The sequence below is a fragment of the Sulfurimonas sp. genome (assembly GCF_050296975.1).
Taxonomy (GTDB): Bacteria; Campylobacterota; Campylobacteria; order Campylobacterales; family Sulfurimonadaceae; genus Sulfurimonas.
The window spans coordinates 48,332-68,062 of sequence record NZ_JBNKRX010000010.1 but is presented as its reverse complement, the minus strand read 5'-3'; the positions used below and the strand labels follow the sequence as shown (position 1 = coordinate 68,062).

The following is a 19,731-nucleotide window of genomic DNA, read 5'->3' as shown; positions in this document are numbered from 1 at the left end:
TTATACTCCTGGGACTATAGGTTGTTTAGAATCAGCAGCATGTTGGATGAGATAGTGTTGCAATTGCTCTTTTGTATTATGATCAAGATGTTCAAGATGATAACGTTTGAGATGTCTTTGTGAGGAAAAAATTTTCTCCCATTGCACAGAGGCTTTAGTCCCTCCAAACAATTTAAGACTTTTGGCAAGTTGTTCAATAGTTTGATAATTTGAACTAGAAAATAAACTTGATGAGCATAGAAAATAGATAATAATTGTGGAAATTTTTTTCAAAATGTCTACATTCCTCAGAGTCGTTTTATTAATTCTAGCGACATTATATCACAGAAAATATATAGATATATCACATTTTTAACACATTGATGAGTAGTATGCTTAAATGGCAACCTTAAAGAGTGTTTAAGCAATATTTTTGTAAAATTGCGCTCTTAAATTAAATAAGGATATGTCCCATGAAAAGAACATACCAACCACATAATACGCCTAGAAAAAGAACACATGGTTTTAGAGCTAGAATGGCTACTAAAAATGGTCGTAACATCATTAACCGCCGTCGTGCTAAAGGTCGTAAAAAATTATCAGTATAAGCGGGTTTAACACGCTGAAGCAACATAGAGAGTTTCAGTTTGTTTACAACAAGGGTAAAAACCAACACTCTTCAAGTGTAGTTGTTTTTTATCTTCCACAAGATGGAATTCGCAAAGTTGGTTTTACTGCAACTAAGAAATTAGGTAATGCAGTAAAACGAAATCGTGCAAAACGTAGAATGCGTGCACTTTTTTGTGAAATGGCTCCAGCTCTTAAAGATGGAAGTTATGTATTTGTTGCCAAAGCAGCACTAATAACCGCTCCATTCCTTACCATTCAAAATGATTTCAAAAATATCCTCTCTCGTGCGAAAACTCTTACTTAAGCTTTTATGGCTTTATCAGAAGTTTTTTACACTCATTGGTTATGGTTCGTGTCGATACTACCCAACATGTAGTGAATATGCACGGATAAATTTTGAAAATAATTCACTTTTAAGTGCTTTTTATAACTCTTTTATTAGAATACTACGTTGCAATCAACTTTTTGATGGTGGAATCGATTATCCATTGTTGGATAAATTGGAATTAAAACCATCAAAACTCGAACTTGATTCTATAAAATATTGGTTGGTTCCCAATGAAAAGAACCGTTATCACATTATTAAAAATTTTTCATACAAAGGGTAATTTGTGTTTGACAAAATGACACCAAATCAAAGATTATTGGTCGCAGTACTAGTATCCGTAATTTTTTTCGTGGGCTATACTGCTATTTTCCCACCAAAAGAGCCGCAACAAGATCAACAAGTTGCACAAACAAAAGTACAAAAGGTAAAAGAAACTTCTGTAGAAGAAGTAAGTGGGCATGAGATTTCTGAAGCAGAAAAAATTGATGAGAGTGCTTCAAGTGATATAGTTGTAATTAAAAATGATAAATTTGTACTCAAAATAGATTCACTAGGGCGTATCTCTTCAAAAGAGCTTTTAGAAGATAAATTTAGAGATGCAGAAGATTTACATGCACAAGTTGTGCCTGAAAATGGAACAAAACCTCTTTATGTTAGATTTTTAGATAAAACGATCAATGAAAGTGCTTTAAAAACTCCATATTCAGCAAATATCACAAATGCAGTTGTAACGCCAGAGACACCAGTAGAAGTAATTTTAACACAAAAACTTCCCCAAGTTACAGTTATAAAAGCTTTGAGATTTTATGCAGATGGGCATTATGATGTAAAGATAACTACATCAAAACCTTTAAGATATTATGTATATATCGGAGATAGACCACAAGTTGCACAACAACTTATGGCAGTAGCTGGGAGTATGATCTATACAAATGATGATGTTGCGCATATCACAGAGGATGGTGAAGCTGAAGGTCGTCAAGTTTTTCAAGGGGTAGAGTTAGCTTCTTCATTTGACCAATATACAGCAACAATTATGTATGGATTTAATGCAGATACAAATGTAATCGTTGAGCGTGGTTTTGAGAGTAATCCAGTTGTTTACTTTGAAGCTGAGAACAACAATGAATTTCATGGTTACATTGGACCAAAAGAGCATAAAGTTTTAGAGGCAATTAACCCTGTACTTGTAAATGCTATTGAGTATGGTTGGTTTACATTTGCTGCAAAACCACTTTTTGCATTGCTTTCGTGGTTACATGGTATTTTTGGTAACTGGGGTTGGGCTATTATCGCTCTTACTGCAATAGTTAGAGCTGTGTTATATCCACTTACATACAAAGGTATGGTAAGTATGCAAAAGATCAAAGAACTTGCCCCTCAACTTAAAGAGATTAAAGAGAAGTATGGTAAAGATCCACAACGTATGAATGCAGCAACAATGGAGATGTATAAAAAACATGGTGCTAACCCATTAGGTGGTTGTTTACCTATGATATTACAAATCCCTGTATTTTTTGCAATCTATCGTGTACTTTTAAATGCAGTTGAACTCCAAGGTGCTCCTTGGTTACTATGGATTGATGATCTTTCACGTATGGACCCATATTATATTTTACCGATTTTAATGGGTGCTTCAATGTTCTTACAACAACATATGACACCAAATAATTTCACAGACCCATTACAAGAGAAGATGTTTAAATATCTTCCAATTATTTTTACATTCTTCTTTGTTACATTTCCATCAGGACTTGTGCTATACTGGTTTGTAAATAACTTATTTTCTATTGCACAACAGTTTATTGTAAATCAACAATTTAAAAATGCAAAAGATGTAAAAGTAGCAGTAGAGAAAAAAAGCGGGAAATAACTATGATCAAGATAGAATCGATCACATTAGAACAGGCATATCAAGATGCTGCTGCATCTCTTGATTGTTCTGTTACAGAGTTAGCTGTAGAGGTTGTTCAAGCACCAAGTAATGGTATATTTGGTCTTTTTAAGAAAAAAGCTATTATTGTAGCAACTGTACAGCAGAAAAAAAGTTCAAAAAAACAAACAACACAGAAACAAGTGCAAAATGATGAACCAAAAATTATTAATGATACTATTTTACCAACATCGTTTGTAAGTGATCAAGATGAAGAGCTTGAAGAAGATATCGGAAGTGGACTTGATTATACAGCAGATTATGATGACTCTTATGATGAGCAAGAAGAGGCACAAACAATTTTTAATCATGATATGAATGAGGTTGTGCAAGAGGTTCAAAAAGATATAAATAAACTTTTTGCAAATGTTTGTTTTGATCTTGATGAAGTGAATGTGAGTGCCTATGATGCTGAAACTCTGCTTATTGAATTTAAAGGGGAAGATGCAGCGCTTCTTATTGGTAAAGAAGGATACAGATACAAAGCACTTTCATATATGCTTTTTAATTGGATAAATGCAAAATATAATTTACAACTTCGTTTAGAGATAGCAGAATTTTTGAAAAATCAAGAGGAAGCTGTTGCAAAATATCTTGAAAATGTGTATGAAATTATACAACGTGATGGTCGTGCACAAACAAAAATACTGGATGGTGTTTTGGTACAAATTGCTCTTAAAGAATTAAGAGATAAATATCCAGATAAGTATGTTGTTATCCGCTCTACAAAAGAGGGATTAAAATACATTATAGTGAATGATTATCACAACTAAGTTATGGATAACGACACTATAGTAGCCATTGCCACTGCTCATGGCATAGGCTCGATTGCAATTATAAGATTGAGTGGAGATAAAGCACTCAGTATTGCAAAAAAACTCTCACGTAAACAAGATTTTTCTCCAAGATATGCTACTTTAACTACAGTTTTCGATAAAGAAGAGCAACTTATAGATGAGACAATAATCATCTACTTTAAAAATCCCCATTCTTTTACAGGTGAAGATGTTGTTGAGATACAATGTCATGGTGGATATATTGTTGCACAATCTATCCTACAAACTTGTTTAGATGCAGGGGCACGTGTAGCTAATGCTGGAGAGTTTTCTAAACGAGCATTTTTTAATGGTCGAATTGACCTTAGTGAAGCGGAAGCTATCTCGCAACTAATCGAAGCAAAAAGTGAAGATGCTGCAAAAATTTTGGCAAAACAAATCAAAGGTTCACTCAAAGAGTTTATCGAAGAAGTTCGTGATGAGATTATTCATATCTTGGCATACTCTGAGGTGAGTATAGATTATGCAGAAGAGGATTTGCCAGAAGATTTAATCGAGCAGATTAAAGAGAAGTTGAAAAGATTACGAGCACAACTTGAAAAAACATTACAAGCTTCAAAATCGCGTGCAGGTCTTATGCAAGGTTTTCGTGTAGCGATAGTTGGAAAGCCAAATGTTGGTAAGAGTTCTTTGTTAAATGCCCTTTTAAATTATAACCGTGCCATTGTAAGTGATATAGCTGGTACTACGCGTGATACGATCGAGGAGCAGGTGAAAATAGGTACGCACCTGATTCGTATAGTAGATACTGCTGGTATACGAGAAGCGAGTGATGAGATCGAAAAAATTGGTATCGAGCGAAGTTTAGAAGCGATAGAACAGAGTGATATAGTAGTGTCAGTATTTGATAATTCTCGTGAACTGGATAATGAAGATAAACAGATACTTTCTCTTTTAGAGAAAACTCCAAAACAGCAAATATCTATAAAAAATAAGATTGATCTTGAAACAAAGCTGGAGTTAGATCGTGAGTTTGATCTTGAACTCAATTCAAAAGATGATGTGACACCATTAATTCAAAAACTTGAAACAATTATGGATAGGTCAAATAGCAGTGATGAAATAATGCTGATTTCACAGCGTCAGATCGCAGCAGTTGAAGAGACAATCAAAGATATAGATGAGGCATTCGCACCACTAGAAGATCAAGAGTTAGAGATATTTTCATTTCATCTAAATGAAGCAGTAAAAGCAATGGCTAGTATTACACGTCCATTTGAAAATGATGAGATGCTTGATAAGATGTTTGGCTCTTTTTGCTTAGGGAAATAGTTGAAGTATATTGCTATTGATTTAGGGTTAAAACGTATCGGTCTTGCATACTCTGCACATAAGGATATAGTCACACCACTTCCAGCAATCATACGAAAAAATAGAGATCAAGCTGCAAATGATCTAAAAAAAGTACTTGATGAATGGGAAGTAGATACGCTTGTTGTAGGTATACCATTAGGTGGTAGTAGTGAAGATGAGATGCGTAGACGTATAGAGCATTTTTTAAAACTTGTAGAGTTTCAAGGTGAGGTTTTCTTTCAAGATGAGGCAAATAGTTCTTTAGAAGCAGAAAATTTACTCAAAGGAGAAATCCGTTACATCAGAGATGGACGAGTAGACTCTGTAGCTGCAATGGTGATTTTACAGCGTTTTTTTAGAGAGTCATAAACCATAAAAGTCGTGTAATGGTCTCTTATCGGAATAACTAATGCAACTTAATTGTATAAACACTTAGTGTACAATTGGTCAAGCAGCTGGTATGTATATAATTTTATTGCAATATCACTCATAGGGATAGATATGACAGGTAAACCACAGCAGACAACTCTTCAACAACAAATAGAACAACTTACAGATGAATTGCAAGAAGCGCGAAGACAATTGCAAATCAGTTCAGAAAAAAGTGATTATTATGAAAGTTTATTAAACAATTCTGGTGATATCATCTATCTTGTGGAAGTAACAAAACAGAACAAGTTTTTTCTCAAAGATGTGAATAAAGCTTTTTTAGAAAGTAGTGGGTTACCAAGACAAGCTATCATTAATCGATGTGTAGACGATATAAAAGATACTAACTTTAGAAAACTTCTTATTGATAAATTTAATACATGTTTACAAGCAAGAAAGAAAATTGACTATATAAATGAATACAGATTTTTAAATAAAAAACAAACATGTCATTCTGTGTTATCACCTGTTTTTAATAAAGAGGGAAATATATCTCAAATTGTAGGTATTTCAAGAGATATAACACAGATGACATTTATTCAGGAAAAACTTGAAGAAACAACTTTACAATTACAATCCATAATTTCTACGATACCTGATATGTTATGGATGAAAGATAAAAATGGTATTTATATTACATGTAATAAAGCCTATGAAGATTTTTTATGTACGGATGTGGAAAATATAGTAGGTAAAACAGACTACGATTTTTATAAGGTTCATGAAGCTAATAATTGTAAACTCTCTGATGAAGAAGCAATGAATAATAAAATGATTAGCTTTTCTGAAGAAGCAATAACCTACAAAGATAGTGGGAAAGATGGTATTTTAGAAGTAAGAAAAGTACCTGTGTATAAAAAGGACGGAAGTTTAGTTGGTATTTTAGGTATTGCTAGAGATATTATCAAGCAAAAGACGCATGAAGAACAAATTAAAGAAAAAGAGCAAAAGTATAGAACATTAATTCAAAATGCGGATATCCCAATTTATAGATATGATAAGAATTATAAAAGAACTTTTATCAATCATGCAGTAGAAAAACTTATAGGAAAAGAAGCGTCAGATTTTATTGGTAAAACACCATTAGAAGTTAGGATGATCCATCCAGATTATGACGAAGCACTTATAAATAGTTTAGAAAAAGTATTTACAACTGGAGAACCTGATTCTGTAGAATTGTTATTTATTTTACCAGATGGGTCAAAAAAGTATTTTATACATAATCATGCACCTGAGTTTACAAGTAACGGGGTAATTGAGAGTATTTTAGCTGTTGGACATGATATCACATTTCAAAAAGAGTTATTTGCAAGGGAAGAACAGTATAGAACTCTTGCAGAAAATTCACCAAATATTATCATGCGTTATGATAGAAATTCTAAAAGAACATATGCAAATCTTGCTTTTTCAAATCAAACAGGAATCCCGTATGAATTAGTTTCGAATCATAAACCTGAAGTACAATGGGGTGTTTATTTAACTATGTTAAATATGAGTGCACAGGAGTATCAAGCAAAAGTTCAGCAAGTAATTCAAACAGGCAAATCAGAAAATATTACAACTGAATGGATTAGAACGAATGATGGTGTACGAGTAGCTCATGATATCCATTTAGTTGCTGAGAGAAATGATGTTGGAGAGATCGTAGGAGCACTTGCAATAGGACATGATATTAGTAAAATTAAAGAGTTTGAAACAGAAGTATTAAAACAAAGAGATTTTCAAAAAATAGTACTTCAAAGTGTCGCTGAAGCAGATATTGGTGTACATGTTTTGGAGAATGGAAAGTTTATTTATACAAATAACGAAAATCTTGTAAAAAAATATTATGGTGATATTACACATAAAGATAAACCAAATTTTTTAGATATTATTCATGAAGATGATAAGGAAAAAGTTGCACGAACATATAAAAAACGTTTAGCAGGTGAAGACGCACCAAGTACATATAATATAAGTTTAGTTACCACTACTAATGAGATAAGGGAACACGAGGTTTCTGTGGTTGTTATTCCAAATACAAGTCCGATACAAGCTATATTGGTTACAAAGGATATAACTGAACGTAAAAATATAGAAAAACGTATAGAGTTTATGGCACATCATGATGTACTCACGGGACTACCAAATAGAATGCTTGCAAAAGATAGGGCAGAACAGGCGTTAACTAGAGCAATACGTCTTAAAAAAAAGATAGCTATTTTATTTATAGATCTTGATGGATTTAAAACAATTAACGATTCTTTAGGACATTATGTCGGAGATGAAATTATCAAAATGGTATCAAGTAGACTCAAAAAATGTATACGAGCGAGTGATACTTTAAGTAGGCAGGGTGGAGATGAATTTATTATCATCCTTTCAGATGTTGAAAAACAAAAGGATGTAATAAGTATAAGTAAAAAATTGCTCTTTGAATTAAAAAGTCCCTTTACAATTGGAAACCATGTTTTGTCTATATCTGCTTCTATTGGTGTTTCATTATACCCAGAACATGGAGATTCTTTTGATATTTTACTCCAAAATGCTGATGCTGCAATGTATAAAGCAAAAGAGAATGGAAAAAATGATTATTGTGTCTTTACACAACAGATGAAACATAATCTAATTGGATTATTTAAGATGCAAAATGATCTCAAAAATGCAGTTGAAAATCAAGAGTTTGTACTTTATTATCAACCCCAAATAGATATTGTTGAAAACAGAATTATTGGAGTTGAAGCACTGATTAGATGGCAGCATCCAAATTTGGGAGTAGTCTTTCCAAATGACTTTATCTCCATTGCAGAAACAGCTGGTGTAATAGTTCCTATAGGGGAATGGGTTTTAAAACAAGCAACTAAACAGGCAAGTGTTTGGAACCAACAAGGATTTAATATTTCAGTAGCAGTCAATATCTCAGCAATTCAGTTTCAAAGAGGAAATCTTGTGGAAGTTATTCAAAATGCTTTACAACACTCTTCATTAGACCCAACATGTTTAGAGCTAGAGTTTACAGAATCAGTTTTAATAGAAGATACCCAAAGAATTTTACAAATTGTAGAAAAGATTAAAGCACTTGGAGTGAAACTCTCTATTGATGATTTTGGAACAGGGTATTCAAGTCTTGCATATTTAAAACATTTTGCAGTGGATAAATTAAAAATAGACCGTTCGTTTGTCAAAGATATTTTAATTGATAAAGGGGATGAAAGTATTGTAAAAACAATCATCCAAATGGCAAAAAGCTTCAATCTTAAATCTATTGCAGAGGGTGTAGAAGATAAAGAAGTCCTTGATTTAGTTCAAAAATATGGTTGTGATGAAGTACAAGGATACTATTTTGCAAAACCTTTACAAGCGCATGAGTTTGAAGAGTTTTATAAAAACTGGAAAAATTAAAAATTGTTTTATATTATATGTAGGTTTTTTGCTATATAATCAAGCAAAAAAATTGAAGAGATTAAATGAAAAAAATTTTTTTGTTCTTGTTTTTTTCTTTGTTTGTTGGGTCTTTACAAGCACAAGAGAATATTGACCCTTATAAAAATATAAAATATTTACAATTAGATAATGGTTTACAAGTATACCTTTTAGCAGACAAAGAGGCGGTGAACACTCAAATAAGTGTAGATGTTAAAGTGGGAATGTCTATTGAAGATGAAGAGACTGCTGGTATTTCACATCTTTTAGAACATCTGATTTTTAGAGATCAAAGAGTCCCCCATAACGATTTTTTAGATTATTTAAAAGATGCGGGTGCAACGTATGTAAATGGGTATACGAGAGAAGATTCTACTCAATATGTTGCAACAATTCAAAGTGAAAAATCAGAATTTTTAGTAAAAACTTTTGCACAGATGTTATTTGATAAAAATGTAAGTATTGATGATTTAGAGATAGAAAGAGGTGCTTTACAAACAGAGATAGGAGATGCAAAGTGGCATGATCATCTTTTGTATCCTTTATTTTTAGGTTATAGAGCAATAAAAAACTCTTTTCCTGATGACGTAAATATATTTACAGATTCTTTTGGTTTACAAAAACAAAAAGAGAGACCACCACACTATATCTATAAACTCAATAATCATAAATTTACATTAGATGCAGTAATGCAACACTACAAAGAGTATTACTATCCAGCAAATATGACTTTAAAAATTGCAGGAAACTTTGATCTTGAAAATATGATACAACTTATTCAAAAAGAGTATGGCACTATTAAATTTCAAGGAGTAAAGCATACACAAGAGTTGGCTTATGATGCAAAACTTGAACCAAAAGAATACAAACTGTTTTGGATTGCAAATAGTAGTAAAAATAGAGCATATATAGGAAGTAGATATATACTAGATGATTATAAAAAATATCTTATTTTAAATAGCTATAGTGAATTTTTAGCACAAAAGATGCAGCAACTCCTTAGAAATAAACTAGGGCAAACATATAGTGTATCTGCTTATGATACAAACCTTCGTAATGCTGCACTAGTCGGTGTGTCTTTTGACTCGCTACATGATAATTTTGAGGAAAACTTACAAACGATACAAAAACAGATACAAAATGATGTTGTCAAAATGGATGAAAAAGATATCGTAAAAGCATTAGAACAATCAAAATTATACTATACGTCCATAGAACACGATAGTAACTCTTTGATGGATTTAATAGATACGACAGAGTATATTAGAGTGTATCAACATATAGAAGATAAAACACCCTATGAGGTATTTAATTCTATAGATATAAACAGTTTTCAAAAAGTAATCAGTGATAGTTTTATCAAACAGTATGGGTATTTGTATACATATCAAGATTATTATTTTTTCCCATATGATCTTTCTCTTTTATACTTGATAATAGTCATACTTTTGATTGTAGGGATGAACATTTTTTATAGAGTTAAAAGAGCAAAAGAAAAAAAAGTATATTCTCAAAGAGATATTATTTTTACACGACGTTTAGGGACAAGATTTGTATCGGTAGTTTGGATGTTTGTTGTAGTAATAATTGCTAACTTTATAGCTTCATGGATTGAGTATTATCTATTTTTAGTATTGTTTGATAACCCATATTTTGGTTATACACTTTCTGCTGGAGGGTTTTTTCTTTATTTCATTTTTTCTACTGTACTCTTTTTTATAGTTTTAGTATTTTTGTTTAGTACAGTGTATAGAAATTTTGCAATAAGATTGGATGTTACAAAAGAGAGATTAAATATCATTGGTGCAAATTATAATTCGATTGACAAAGAAGATATTGAAGAGATAAAGATAGTTCCATATAGTATAAAAAATTACTTTCAAATTAGAGGCAATGCATTTTTCTTTTTAAAACCTCTTGTAATGGTAAAAGAAAAAGGTAAAAAAGAGATATATCTTCGTTGTAAAAATGCACAGGAATTATATGAAGATATTGTGCAGTGGCGGGAGAGTTAACTAAGCAACTCCAAAAAACTCCGCCGCTTCTCTTTCATCATCTGTTAGCTTATCAACTGTGTACAGTTCATCTTCTTCAAGCAATCTTCTGATTTTTTCTTGACAGTAGCGAAAGAGTACAGATTTGGCATCTTCATCATTTTGTATAAATCCTAAACCACTAAATTGATAGTGTGGAGATTCTTGCTCTATACAGAGCAAAACTCCATCACATTTTTCTTCAATCACTTCAATTAATTCTCTATAAGTGATATCAAATTCTGTCACTTGCCAACCAATCTTTTCAAGCTCTTTGTTTGAAAATTCACTTACGCCATCACCTGTAGTATCATCGTACGAAGCTCGTAACACATTCGCCTTTATAAGTTCTTGCCAATTTGAAAATGCTTTTATAAGTACACGATCCTCATCTTCAACTATTTGATAATTTTTTCCAAGTATCTCTGAAAGTGTTATATATTTTGAAGGCATTAAAGGGTTTGTTGGTTTTGGAACGTGTTGCCCTAGATAGATGATAGCTTCTTTGTCTGGAAGGGGAGTGTAAAGGATTTCTCCTTTTATGTTGATAGCAAACTCTTTATGGGAATTTATAGCATTGAAAAGTTTTTGTTTATCAACAATGATAATCTCGTTAAAAAGGTTAAATTTTTTCATGATAAACCTCATATTTTTTTTCAAATTATACACATTTAGATATTAAGCTGATAAATATAAAATGAAAACTAAGATTACTCTAATAAAAGTTTTACAAAAGTTTTTGTATAATGCCACAAATTTTTTAAGAGAGAACTCTTAAAGTCAAGGAAAAATATAATGGCATTAAACGTTTATTATGACAAAGATTGTGATATCAACATCATTAAAGGTAAAACTGTTGCGATGATTGGGTTTGGTTCTCAAGGTCACGCTCACGCTGAAAACTTAAGAGATAGTGGTGTTAACGTTATCGTTGGTTTAAGAAAAGGTGGAAGCTCTTGGGATAAAGCTGCTGCGAAAAACTTTGAAGTTTTTACAGTTGCAGAAGCTACTGCAAAAGCAGATGTTGTAATGATCCTTTTACCAGATGAAAACCAAGCTGAAATCTATGCTGCTGAGATCGCTCCAAACCTAAAATCTGGTGCAACTATTGCATTTGGTCATGGTTTTTCTATCCACTATGGAAGAATTAAACCAGCTGCAGATATCAATGTAATGATGGTAGCTCCAAAAGCTCCTGGGCATACTGTAAGAAGCGAATTTACTAAAGGTGGTGGTATCCCTGACCTTATCGCTATTGGTTCAAACCCAAGTGGAACTACTAAAGAGTTAGCACTTTCATATGCTTCTGCAATTGGTGGTGGACGTACAGGTATCATTGAGACAACTTTTAAAGATGAAACTGAAACTGACCTTTTTGGTGAGCAAGCAGTTCTTTGTGGTGGTGTTTCTGCACTTATCCAAGCTGGTTTTGAGACTTTAACTGAAGCTGGTTATCCAGAAGAGATGGCTTACTTCGAGTGTTTACACGAGATGAAACTTATCGTTGATTTAATCTTTGAAGGTGGTATTGCCGATATGAGATACTCAATTTCAAATACTGCTGAGTATGGTGATATGGTATCAGGACCACGTGTTATCAATGCTGAGTCTAAAGCTGCTATGAAACAAGTTCTAAAAGAGATTCAAAACGGACAATTTGCTAAAGATTTCGTACTTGAAGGTCAAGCTGGATACCCAAGAATGAATGCTGAAAGAAATAACCTAAAAGCTCACCCAATCGAGCAAACTGGTGCGCGTCTTCGTGAAATGATGCCGTGGATCAAAGCCAACAAAATAGTAGACACATCTAAAAACTAAAATAGCGACGCATCTACTGCGTTGCTAACTTCGTCGCCTACTTAGTGTAGGCTTCCTCATCTAGCGCCTTGTAGCTCCATCACTCTTTTTCTCTATTTTGTAAATAAAATTTCGTTATAATTGTTAAAATTTATTTATGAAGTGATTATTGTGGCAAAAAGAATCTTTATAACAGCAACAAATACAGATATTGGTAAGACATATACTACTAAACTTTTGATGCAGGAGTTGGCAAAAAAAGGGTATAGAGTTGGTGTGATTAAGGCGATTGAGACTGGAGTTGTGGATGGGGTGTATCCAGATGGCGATGCACTTTTAGCACTTCTAAAACAGCTCAATCCTCATGCATGGTCATTATCGGTTGAGGATATTGTCCCTATCTCATATGAGCTTCCAGCAGCACCTTGTGTAGCTTCAAATTTTTCAGAGATAAATTATCAAAAAATCCAGAGCGCTGTTGAGCGTCAAGATAGTTTGTGTGATGTATTATTTATTGAGGGAGCTGGTGGATTATTTGTTCCAATTGATGAGCATTTTATGATGATAGATTTGATTAAAGAGCTTAAAGCTAAGACAATTTTAGTAACACACTGCTCACTTGGATGCATTAATGATACCCTTATTCACCAAAAAGCTTTAATCGATTTTGGAATTGTAAATGAAGTGTTCTTTAATTGTAGAGAGGGTGAACAAGAAAATTTTCAAAAAGTTTCGCTGCCATATTTTCAAAAAATATTTCCAGAGGTGCTTACAACTGCAAACTTAGAAAAACTTGTGACCAAAATAATGCTATAATATCACTACTTTATAAGCCAAAAGGGAGTGCATGTCTCACTTAATTAGAACAGATGACTTTAGTACAGATGAGATTAAAGAGCTTTTAGCAGATGCGAAAAAATTTAGTGATGGAAGATTTGAACGAATCTTACAAGATAAAATAATCATTACACTTTTTTTTGAAAACTCTACTCGTACAAAAAGTTCTTTTGAGATCGCTGCAAAACGTTTGGGTGCAGAGGTTGTGCATCTTGATGTGGCAAAAAGTTCTACAAAAAAAGGGGAGACTCTAGTAGACACTGCAATGAATTTAGACTCAATGGGACCTCATGCTATCATTGTTCGTCATCAAAATGCAGGTGTACCAAAAATTCTCTCAAAACATACAAAAGCTTCGATTGTAAATGCGGGGGATGGTGCTCATGCACATCCATCCCAAGCATTACTTGATCTTTATACTTTAATGGATCATTTTAGTGATGTAAATGGTAAAAAAATTGCCATAGTAGGAGATATCAAAAATTCTCGTGTGGCAAACTCAAATATTGAGCTTTTAACTCGTTTTGGGATGGAAGTTATTTTAGTAGCACCTCCTCACTTTTTACCAAAAACAGATTTACGTGCAACACATCATATAAAAGAGATTATCGATGAGGTAGATGTAATTATGTCACTTCGTACACAAACTGAACGTCACTCATCGCAAAATTATGCATCACTCAAAGATTATGCGAGTGATTTTTGTATCACTGAAGAGTTAGTAAGGGATCGCGATATTATCCTTTTACATCCAGGACCTGTGCATAGAAATATAGATATCTCAGATGCACTTTTAGATGATCCAAGATGTAAAGTACTCAAACAAGTAAGTAACGGTGTAAATATCCGTATGGCAATCCTTAAAAAACTAATCGCTAACGTTTAAAAAGTCTTATGGGATTTGAGACGATCAATGCATATGCAAAAGCAAAAATCCCTTTTTTATTTGTTACTGATTTTAAAGGGGAAAATATCGACGTTTTTCCCTTGGAAAATTTAGCTAAGCATGATATTGAATTTGAAATAGACCATAACCACATATATAAACAACATCCCCATTTTTTGAAAAAAAAACCTACAAATTATGAAGATTATCTTTCAAAGTTTGACAAAGTTATTCAAAATATAGAAGCTGGAAATACCTATATTTTTAATCTTACACAACCAACATCTATAGAAACACAACTCTCTTTAAAAGAGATATATACACTTGCAAATGCAGACTATAAACTTCGTTTTAAAGATCATTTTGTGTGTTTTTCTCCTGAAAAATTCATTCAAATTAAAAACAATACTATAGCAACTTTTCCAATGAAAGGTACCATCGATGCAGCGATTGTAAATGCACAAGAAAAGATACTTTCAAATGAAAAAGAGATGGCTGAGCATATCATGATTGTGGACTTACTTCGCAATGATCTCTCAATAGTTGCCAAAGATGTAAAAGTTGAAAAATTTCGTTATATAGATGAGATTAACGCGGGGGATAAAAAACTTCTACAGGTAAGTTCACATATAAGTGGAAAACTAGAAGAGAATTGGAATGAATGTTTGGGGGATATTTTAAAAGCACTTTTACCAGCTGGAAGTATAAGTGGCACACCTAAAAAAAGTACAGTTGATTTGATTGAGAAAATTGAAGGCTATGAGAGAGGTTTTTTTAGTGGTGTATTTGGTGTATTTGATGGAGAAAGTTTAGATAGTGGTGTTATGATCCGCTTTATCGAAAAAACAGACTCTGGATATATATATAAAAGTGGTGGAGGGATCACAATAGAGAGTGATCCAAAAGCAGAATATAAGGAGATGTGTGACAAAATCTATCTACCTTAAAATTAATTGGAGTTTTTATGTATATTGAGGATTTGAAGTTTTCACTTTGGGCTGATTTTATTGAAAGAGACTATTTAGATAATGAGTTTCGAGAGTTAATTGATGCAAAAATTATTAATGGAGCTACATCAAACCCTGCTATATTTAAAAATGCAATTTTAAATTCACCTGCATATCTTGAACAATTAAAATCTTTAGATGACCATTTAGATGCAAAACAAAAGTATGAAGCAGTGGCTATTTTTGATATTCAAAAAGCTGCAGATGTTTTAAGACCACTGTTTGATGCAGGTGATGATGGCTATGTAAGTATTGAAGTTGATCCATATCTGTGTGATGATGCAGAGGCTACAATTGCTGAGGGTAAACGTCTTTTTGCAACAATTGATCGACCAAATGTGATGATTAAAGTTCCAGCTACTGAAGCTGGATATAAAGCGATGGAGGCTTTAACCTCTGAAGGTATACCAGTAAACGCTACATTGATATTTAAAAAAGCACAAGCAATAGAGTGTGCACAAGCTTTTGCTAAAGGGTGTGAAAAACACGGTGAAAAAGTAGATACGGTCATTAGTATTTTTGTATCACGCGTTGATCGAGCTATCGATAAATATTTAGTAGAGCATGATATTGAAGTAGCACTGGGTGGTATTTATAATTCAGCAAGTATCTATAGTGAGATAGAATCGATGAAAGTTGAAGGATGTAGGGCATTGTTTGCTAGTACTGGTGTCAAAGATGATTCCCTTCCTGCACATTACTATGTTGAAAAACTTTTAGCATATCATAGCGTAAATACAGCGCCAATTGATACAATTAAAGCCTATAATGAAAATGGAAGTAAAATCAAAGCACTTCCAATTGACCCACAAACAATACAAGAATATTTTGATAAAATAGCTGCAATAGGTTTAGATTTAGAGACGGTTTTAGATCAACAGATTGAAGATGGATTAGTAGCATTTAAAGATGCATTTACAGATATTTTGGAGGCATTATGAATACGGATATAGATGTAAGTCAATTAACATTTGAACAACTAAAAAAAGTGAGAGTGCATCTCAAAAAAATGATCGATGTTGGTGGTAGTGACCTTCATATTAAAGCAAATGCTGTTATACGTGCAAGAATTAATGGTGAGATTAAACAGTTTTCAGGTGGGATTTTTTCTAAAGAGGATGCTTTAACATTTGCAAAAGAGCTTCTAAAAGGGCGGTTTGGAGAATTTGTTGAGAAAAAAGAGCTTGACTTAGTATACCCTTTTGATGAAAATAATCGTTTTCGTGTCAATATCTTTTTTCAAATGGATGGAGTTTCAGCTGTTTTTCGTGTTATTCCTGTGCGTATCCCTACCATTGAAGAGTTATATCTGCCAAGTGTTATTCATAACTTTACAAAAAAAGAGCGTGGATTGGTTTTAGTTACTGGTGTTACAGGTTCAGGAAAATCAACAACACTTGCCGCCCTTATAAATGAGCTTAACTTAACAAAGAAAAAGCATATTATTACAATTGAAGACCCAATTGAATTTGTTCATAAAGATAGAGGCTGTATTATTAATCAACGTTCAGTTGGACAAGATACACTCTCTTTTTCAAATGCTTTACGTGCAGCACTTCGTGAAGATCCAGATATTATTTTGGTTGGGGAGATGCGGGATCGTGAAACGATTAACTTGGCGCTTCATGCAGCAGATACTGGGCATTTGGTTTTTTCAACTTTACACACACTCGATGCAAAAGAGACCATCAATCGTATCATTGCGCAGTTCCCAACTGAAGAGCAAAACCGTGTACGTATCTCTCTTGCTGGGGTACTTCAAGGTGTTATATCTCAACGTTTAATCCCTGCAAAAGATGGTAGTCGTCGTGCAGCGTTAGAGATTCTTGTACGTACACCATATATAGAAAAACTTATTATGGAAAGTCGTGATGTAGAGATTCGTGATGCTATTGAGGCTGGTAAAGAACATTATAGTTCACAAAGTTTCGATCAGGCTATTTTTGATCTGTATACGGAAGGCGTAATCTCTAAAGATGCTGCAATGGAATATGCAACAAGTTCATCAGATTTAGAGCTTAGAATTTCAGGACTCACAAGTGGAAAAATTTCTGCTCAAGCAACGACTAACACAGAAAAAGAAACACGTGAATATGATGATGTGTTTGATTTAAAGTAAAATTTAATTCAAGATAAGATATAATTTCGCCCATTTTAAACAATAAGGACTTCGTATGTTAGAAGGTATCGTTAGAGAGAGTACTGGTAAGAAGAGCGTTAAAGCACTTCGCCGTGATGGTTATCTAATTGCAAATATTTACGGAAAAGGGCTTGAGAATATCAATGCTGCATTCAAAGAGAATGAATATATCCGTACTGTACGCAATAAAGATTCAATTGCATTTGCTGTAAAAGTAGATGGTAAAGAGATGAATGTTGTAGTACAAGCATATGAGTCTCATCCAACAACTGGTAAATTACTTCATGTTGATCTTATGGTTGCACAACCTGGTGTTTTAACACATTATATGGTTCCAGTTGTAGCACAAGGTGATGCAGTTGGTCTTAAAAACAAAGGTATGGTTTTCATCTCAAAACCACGTCTTCGTGTAAAAGCTAAAATCGAAGATTTACCAAAAGAGATCGTTGTAGACGTAACTCCTATGGATGTTGGTGATGCAAGACTTATCCGTGACCTTCCAGCTATTGAGAATGTTACATACACTGACGCTGACCGTGTAGCAGTTTTAAGTGTGATCAAAGCTAAGTAAGGAATTACTTATGCTCATAGTCGGTCTAGGGAATCCTGGAGCGAACTATGAAAAAACTCGCCATAATATAGGATTTATGGTAATTGATGAACTTATCTCTAGGTTCAATGCTTCAAAACAATCCTCTTCAAACTTCAAAGGGGACCTTTTCAAATTTGAAAATCATTTTTTATTGAAACCACTCACATTTATGAATCTTTCTGGAGAATCAGTTGTAAAGGTAAAAAACTTTTATAAAATAGATGAAGTTGTTGTAATACATGATGATTTAGACCTTGATTTTGGAACTTTGCGTTTTAAATTTGGTGGTGGGCATGGTGGACATAATGGGTTAAAATCACTTGATACTCATATATCTAAAGAGTATGTACGTGTACGAATGGGCATAGGAAAGCCAGAACATAAAGGTGAAGTGGTTTCGTATGTGTTAAGTGATTTTTCTGTTTTGGAAAATGAATGTTTAGAAAAATGGATTTCACATACGTGTGATGCAATTGAGTTTATGCTAAGTAATTCTCTTGAAGATACAAGTTCAAAATACTCTAAAAAAGGCTCGATATGTTAGCCTATAGGTATATCACTTGGCACTATTTAAAATATGTTGTAGTGATTCTCTTTGCACTTATACTGTTTATGGTAGGATTTGATTATATGAGTAATGCTGATGCACTTTCAAAATCAGCGAACTTAGCACTTATTTATCTAACATATAAAACTTTTTTTGCAATTGATATGTTGCTACCTATCTCATTAGTTTTTGGAATGATTGCAACAAAAATCTATCTGATACGTTCTAACGCTCTTGTCTCTTTTTACTCTTTGGGGTATTCACGTGTAGATGTATTAAAACCATTTGTAGTTGTCGCTTCACTGATAATATTTGTATTTATATCTCTACACTCTTTTACGAAGTTTTCTCGTGCCCAAGAATACGCAAAAAACATTCGTGTACATGGAACATATTTAAATCCTAGTCGAGATTTGTTTTTCATCTATAAAGGACAATATATCTATTTTTCAAAACTGCTTCCTATTCAAGAAAAAGCACTTGATATTAGAGTTTTTAACCTTCAAAACAACTCTTTAAAATCTGTTTTAATTGCAAAAGAGGCACATTACGAAAACGATTATTGGCGCATTAAAAATGCAGATATTATCACAAAACCAGATGATTTGAGTTTTGCATCTAAGGGGATTCAAGTTACAGAGGAAAAAGATCTCAAAATTCTCGATGGATTTAGACCAAAAATGCTTGACCAAGTCTATTTAGGACAAGTTGATTTTACTATAAAAGATGCGTATGATGCTTATAATTTGTTAAGTTCTCAAGGGCTTGAAACAAGTAATATTCGTGGGGCTTTGTATAGAATTTTAGTATACCCATTTTTTGCACCTACATTGATAGTTATTATCTTCTTTTTAGTCCCTATCAGTGTACGTTTTTTAAATGTCTCACTTTTTTCATTTGCAGCCATAGTTTCGACACTTTTGGTATGGGGTGGTATGTTTATGTTAATAGAACTTTCAAACCATAAAACAATATCAAGTGAAGTGGGAATTTTAGGTCCAATTACAACGCTCTTTATCATTGCTTTGGGGCTATGGAGAAAACATCGCCTATCAACTTAGG

19 protein-coding genes and 1 pseudogene are annotated in these 19,731 nt (G+C 33.1%); 18 read left to right on the top strand and 2 right to left on the bottom strand.

All coding sequences use genetic code 11. From position 1 onward, the window contains the following. Entirely contained in the window at positions 1-273 is a 273-nt protein-coding gene (locus ACQY56_RS02890; protein WP_428737745.1) for a hypothetical protein, read from the bottom strand. A gap of 179 nt (positions 274-452) precedes the next feature. Between ACQY56_RS02890 and rpmH the strand changes: the two genes are divergently transcribed. The 9 genes from rpmH (at position 453) to ACQY56_RS02845 (ending at position 10,845) form a co-directional block, all read left to right on the top strand. After that, positions 453-587 carry a 50S ribosomal protein L34 gene (rpmH, locus tag ACQY56_RS02885; RefSeq protein ID WP_280332161.1) on the top strand — a complete coding sequence of 45 codons (135 nt, stop codon included), beginning with the start codon at positions 453-455 and terminating at the stop codon, positions 585-587. Beyond that, positions 575-913: a ribonuclease P protein component gene (gene rnpA / locus ACQY56_RS02880; protein WP_428743717.1), complete on the top strand. Its 339-nt coding sequence runs from the start codon at positions 575-577 to the stop codon at positions 911-913. Before rpmH ends, rnpA begins: the two co-directional genes overlap by 13 nt. Next, positions 894-1,217: a membrane protein insertion efficiency factor YidD gene (gene yidD / locus ACQY56_RS02875; protein ID WP_428737746.1), complete on the top strand. Its 324-nt coding sequence runs from the start codon at positions 894-896 to the stop codon at positions 1,215-1,217. The genes rnpA and yidD overlap by 20 nt, the downstream gene beginning before the upstream one ends. A gap of 3 nt (positions 1,218-1,220) precedes the next feature. Then, positions 1,221-2,810 carry a membrane protein insertase YidC gene (gene yidC / locus ACQY56_RS02870; protein ID WP_428737747.1) on the top strand — a complete coding sequence of 530 codons (1,590 nt, stop codon included), beginning with the start codon at positions 1,221-1,223 and terminating at the stop codon, positions 2,808-2,810. Between the two features lie 2 nt (positions 2,811-2,812). Continuing rightward, positions 2,813-3,643: a Jag N-terminal domain-containing protein gene (locus ACQY56_RS02865; RefSeq protein ID WP_428737748.1), complete on the top strand. Its 831-nt coding sequence runs from the start codon at positions 2,813-2,815 to the stop codon at positions 3,641-3,643. Between the two features lie 3 nt (positions 3,644-3,646). After that, on the top strand, positions 3,647-4,978 hold the full coding sequence (mnmE, locus tag ACQY56_RS02860; RefSeq protein ID WP_428737749.1) for a tRNA uridine-5-carboxymethylaminomethyl(34) synthesis GTPase MnmE: 1,332 nt from the start codon (positions 3,647-3,649) through the stop codon (positions 4,976-4,978). Further along, a complete protein-coding gene (ruvX, locus tag ACQY56_RS02855) occupies positions 4,979-5,368 on the top strand; it encodes a Holliday junction resolvase RuvX (RefSeq protein ID WP_428737750.1) in 390 nt (129 codons plus the stop codon). A gap of 132 nt (positions 5,369-5,500) precedes the next feature. Further along, the gene (locus ACQY56_RS02850) at positions 5,501-8,809 is read left to right on the top strand and encodes an EAL domain-containing protein (protein ID WP_428737751.1); all 3,309 of its coding nucleotides are present in this window, start codon (positions 5,501-5,503) and stop codon (positions 8,807-8,809) included. Between the two features lie 65 nt (positions 8,810-8,874). Beyond that, on the top strand, positions 8,875-10,845 hold the full coding sequence (locus tag ACQY56_RS02845) for a M16 family metallopeptidase (RefSeq protein ID WP_428737752.1): 1,971 nt from the start codon (positions 8,875-8,877) through the stop codon (positions 10,843-10,845). Here the strand turns inward: ACQY56_RS02845 and ACQY56_RS02840 are convergent, their stop codons facing one another. Continuing rightward, the gene (locus ACQY56_RS02840; protein WP_428737753.1) at positions 10,846-11,499 is read right to left on the bottom strand and encodes a hypothetical protein; all 654 of its coding nucleotides are present in this window, start codon (positions 11,497-11,499) and stop codon (positions 10,846-10,848) included. A gap of 144 nt (positions 11,500-11,643) precedes the next feature. Here ACQY56_RS02840 and ilvC point away from each other — a divergent pair. From ilvC to ACQY56_RS02795, 9 genes and pseudogenes are all read left to right on the top strand, one after another. Further along, positions 11,644-12,681, top strand: a pseudogene (gene ilvC, locus ACQY56_RS02835) (ketol-acid reductoisomerase); the annotation flags it as partial. Positions 12,682-12,831: 150 nt separating this feature from the next. Continuing rightward, a complete protein-coding gene (bioD, locus tag ACQY56_RS02830) occupies positions 12,832-13,476 on the top strand; it encodes a dethiobiotin synthase (protein ID WP_428743715.1) in 645 nt (214 codons plus the stop codon). Positions 13,477-13,507: 31 nt separating this feature from the next. Beyond that, positions 13,508-14,383, top strand: coding sequence for an aspartate carbamoyltransferase catalytic subunit (locus ACQY56_RS02825; RefSeq protein ID WP_428737755.1), 876 nt, complete (start codon positions 13,508-13,510; stop codon positions 14,381-14,383). 8 nt (positions 14,384-14,391) lie between these two features. Next, entirely contained in the window at positions 14,392-15,330 is a 939-nt protein-coding gene (locus tag ACQY56_RS02820; RefSeq protein ID WP_428737756.1) for an aminodeoxychorismate synthase component I, read from the top strand. Between the two features lie 17 nt (positions 15,331-15,347). Further along, entirely contained in the window at positions 15,348-16,331 is a 984-nt protein-coding gene (locus ACQY56_RS02815; RefSeq protein WP_428737757.1) for a transaldolase, read from the top strand. After that, on the top strand, positions 16,328-17,509 hold the full coding sequence (locus tag ACQY56_RS02810) for a type IV pilus twitching motility protein PilT (protein WP_428737758.1): 1,182 nt from the start codon (positions 16,328-16,330) through the stop codon (positions 17,507-17,509). The genes ACQY56_RS02815 and ACQY56_RS02810 overlap by 4 nt, the downstream gene beginning before the upstream one ends. A gap of 55 nt (positions 17,510-17,564) precedes the next feature. Continuing rightward, positions 17,565-18,101, top strand: a complete 537-nt coding sequence (locus ACQY56_RS02805) for a 50S ribosomal protein L25/general stress protein Ctc (RefSeq protein ID WP_428737759.1) — start codon at positions 17,565-17,567, stop codon at positions 18,099-18,101. A gap of 10 nt (positions 18,102-18,111) precedes the next feature. Next, the gene (gene pth / locus ACQY56_RS02800; RefSeq protein ID WP_428737760.1) at positions 18,112-18,666 is read left to right on the top strand and encodes an aminoacyl-tRNA hydrolase; all 555 of its coding nucleotides are present in this window, start codon (positions 18,112-18,114) and stop codon (positions 18,664-18,666) included. Continuing rightward, positions 18,660-19,730 (top strand): LptF/LptG family permease, encoded by a 1,071-nt coding sequence (locus tag ACQY56_RS02795; protein WP_428737761.1) that lies wholly within the window; start codon positions 18,660-18,662, stop codon positions 19,728-19,730. Before pth ends, ACQY56_RS02795 begins: the two co-directional genes overlap by 7 nt. The last annotated feature ends 1 nt before the right edge of the window (position 19,731 follow it).

What these genes read in the sequence shown, in the direction of transcription:
- mnmE (WP_428737749.1), top strand. Translation starts at nt 3,647, where the DNA reads ATGGATAACGACACTATAGTAGCCATTGCCACTGCTCATGGCATAGGC.
- ACQY56_RS02840 (WP_428737753.1), bottom strand. Translation starts at nt 11,499, where the DNA reads ATGAAAAAATTTAACCTTTTTAACGAGATTATCATTGTTGATAAACAA.
- ACQY56_RS02820 (WP_428737756.1), top strand. Translation starts at nt 14,392, where the DNA reads ATGGGATTTGAGACGATCAATGCATATGCAAAAGCAAAAATCCCTTTT.
- ACQY56_RS02850 (WP_428737751.1), top strand. Translation starts at nt 5,501, where the DNA reads ATGACAGGTAAACCACAGCAGACAACTCTTCAACAACAAATAGAACAA.
- ACQY56_RS02815 (WP_428737757.1), top strand. Translation starts at nt 15,348, where the DNA reads ATGTATATTGAGGATTTGAAGTTTTCACTTTGGGCTGATTTTATTGAA.
- rpmH (WP_280332161.1), top strand. Translation starts at nt 453, where the DNA reads ATGAAAAGAACATACCAACCACATAATACGCCTAGAAAAAGAACACAT.
- ACQY56_RS02825 (WP_428737755.1), top strand. Translation starts at nt 13,508, where the DNA reads ATGTCTCACTTAATTAGAACAGATGACTTTAGTACAGATGAGATTAAA.
- ACQY56_RS02805 (WP_428737759.1), top strand. Translation starts at nt 17,565, where the DNA reads ATGTTAGAAGGTATCGTTAGAGAGAGTACTGGTAAGAAGAGCGTTAAA.
- ACQY56_RS02795 (WP_428737761.1), top strand. Translation starts at nt 18,660, where the DNA reads ATGTTAGCCTATAGGTATATCACTTGGCACTATTTAAAATATGTTGTA.
- ACQY56_RS02845 (WP_428737752.1), top strand. Translation starts at nt 8,875, where the DNA reads ATGAAAAAAATTTTTTTGTTCTTGTTTTTTTCTTTGTTTGTTGGGTCT.
- ACQY56_RS02865 (WP_428737748.1), top strand. Translation starts at nt 2,813, where the DNA reads ATGATCAAGATAGAATCGATCACATTAGAACAGGCATATCAAGATGCT.
- pth (WP_428737760.1), top strand. Translation starts at nt 18,112, where the DNA reads ATGCTCATAGTCGGTCTAGGGAATCCTGGAGCGAACTATGAAAAAACT.
- ACQY56_RS02810 (WP_428737758.1), top strand. Translation starts at nt 16,328, where the DNA reads ATGAATACGGATATAGATGTAAGTCAATTAACATTTGAACAACTAAAA.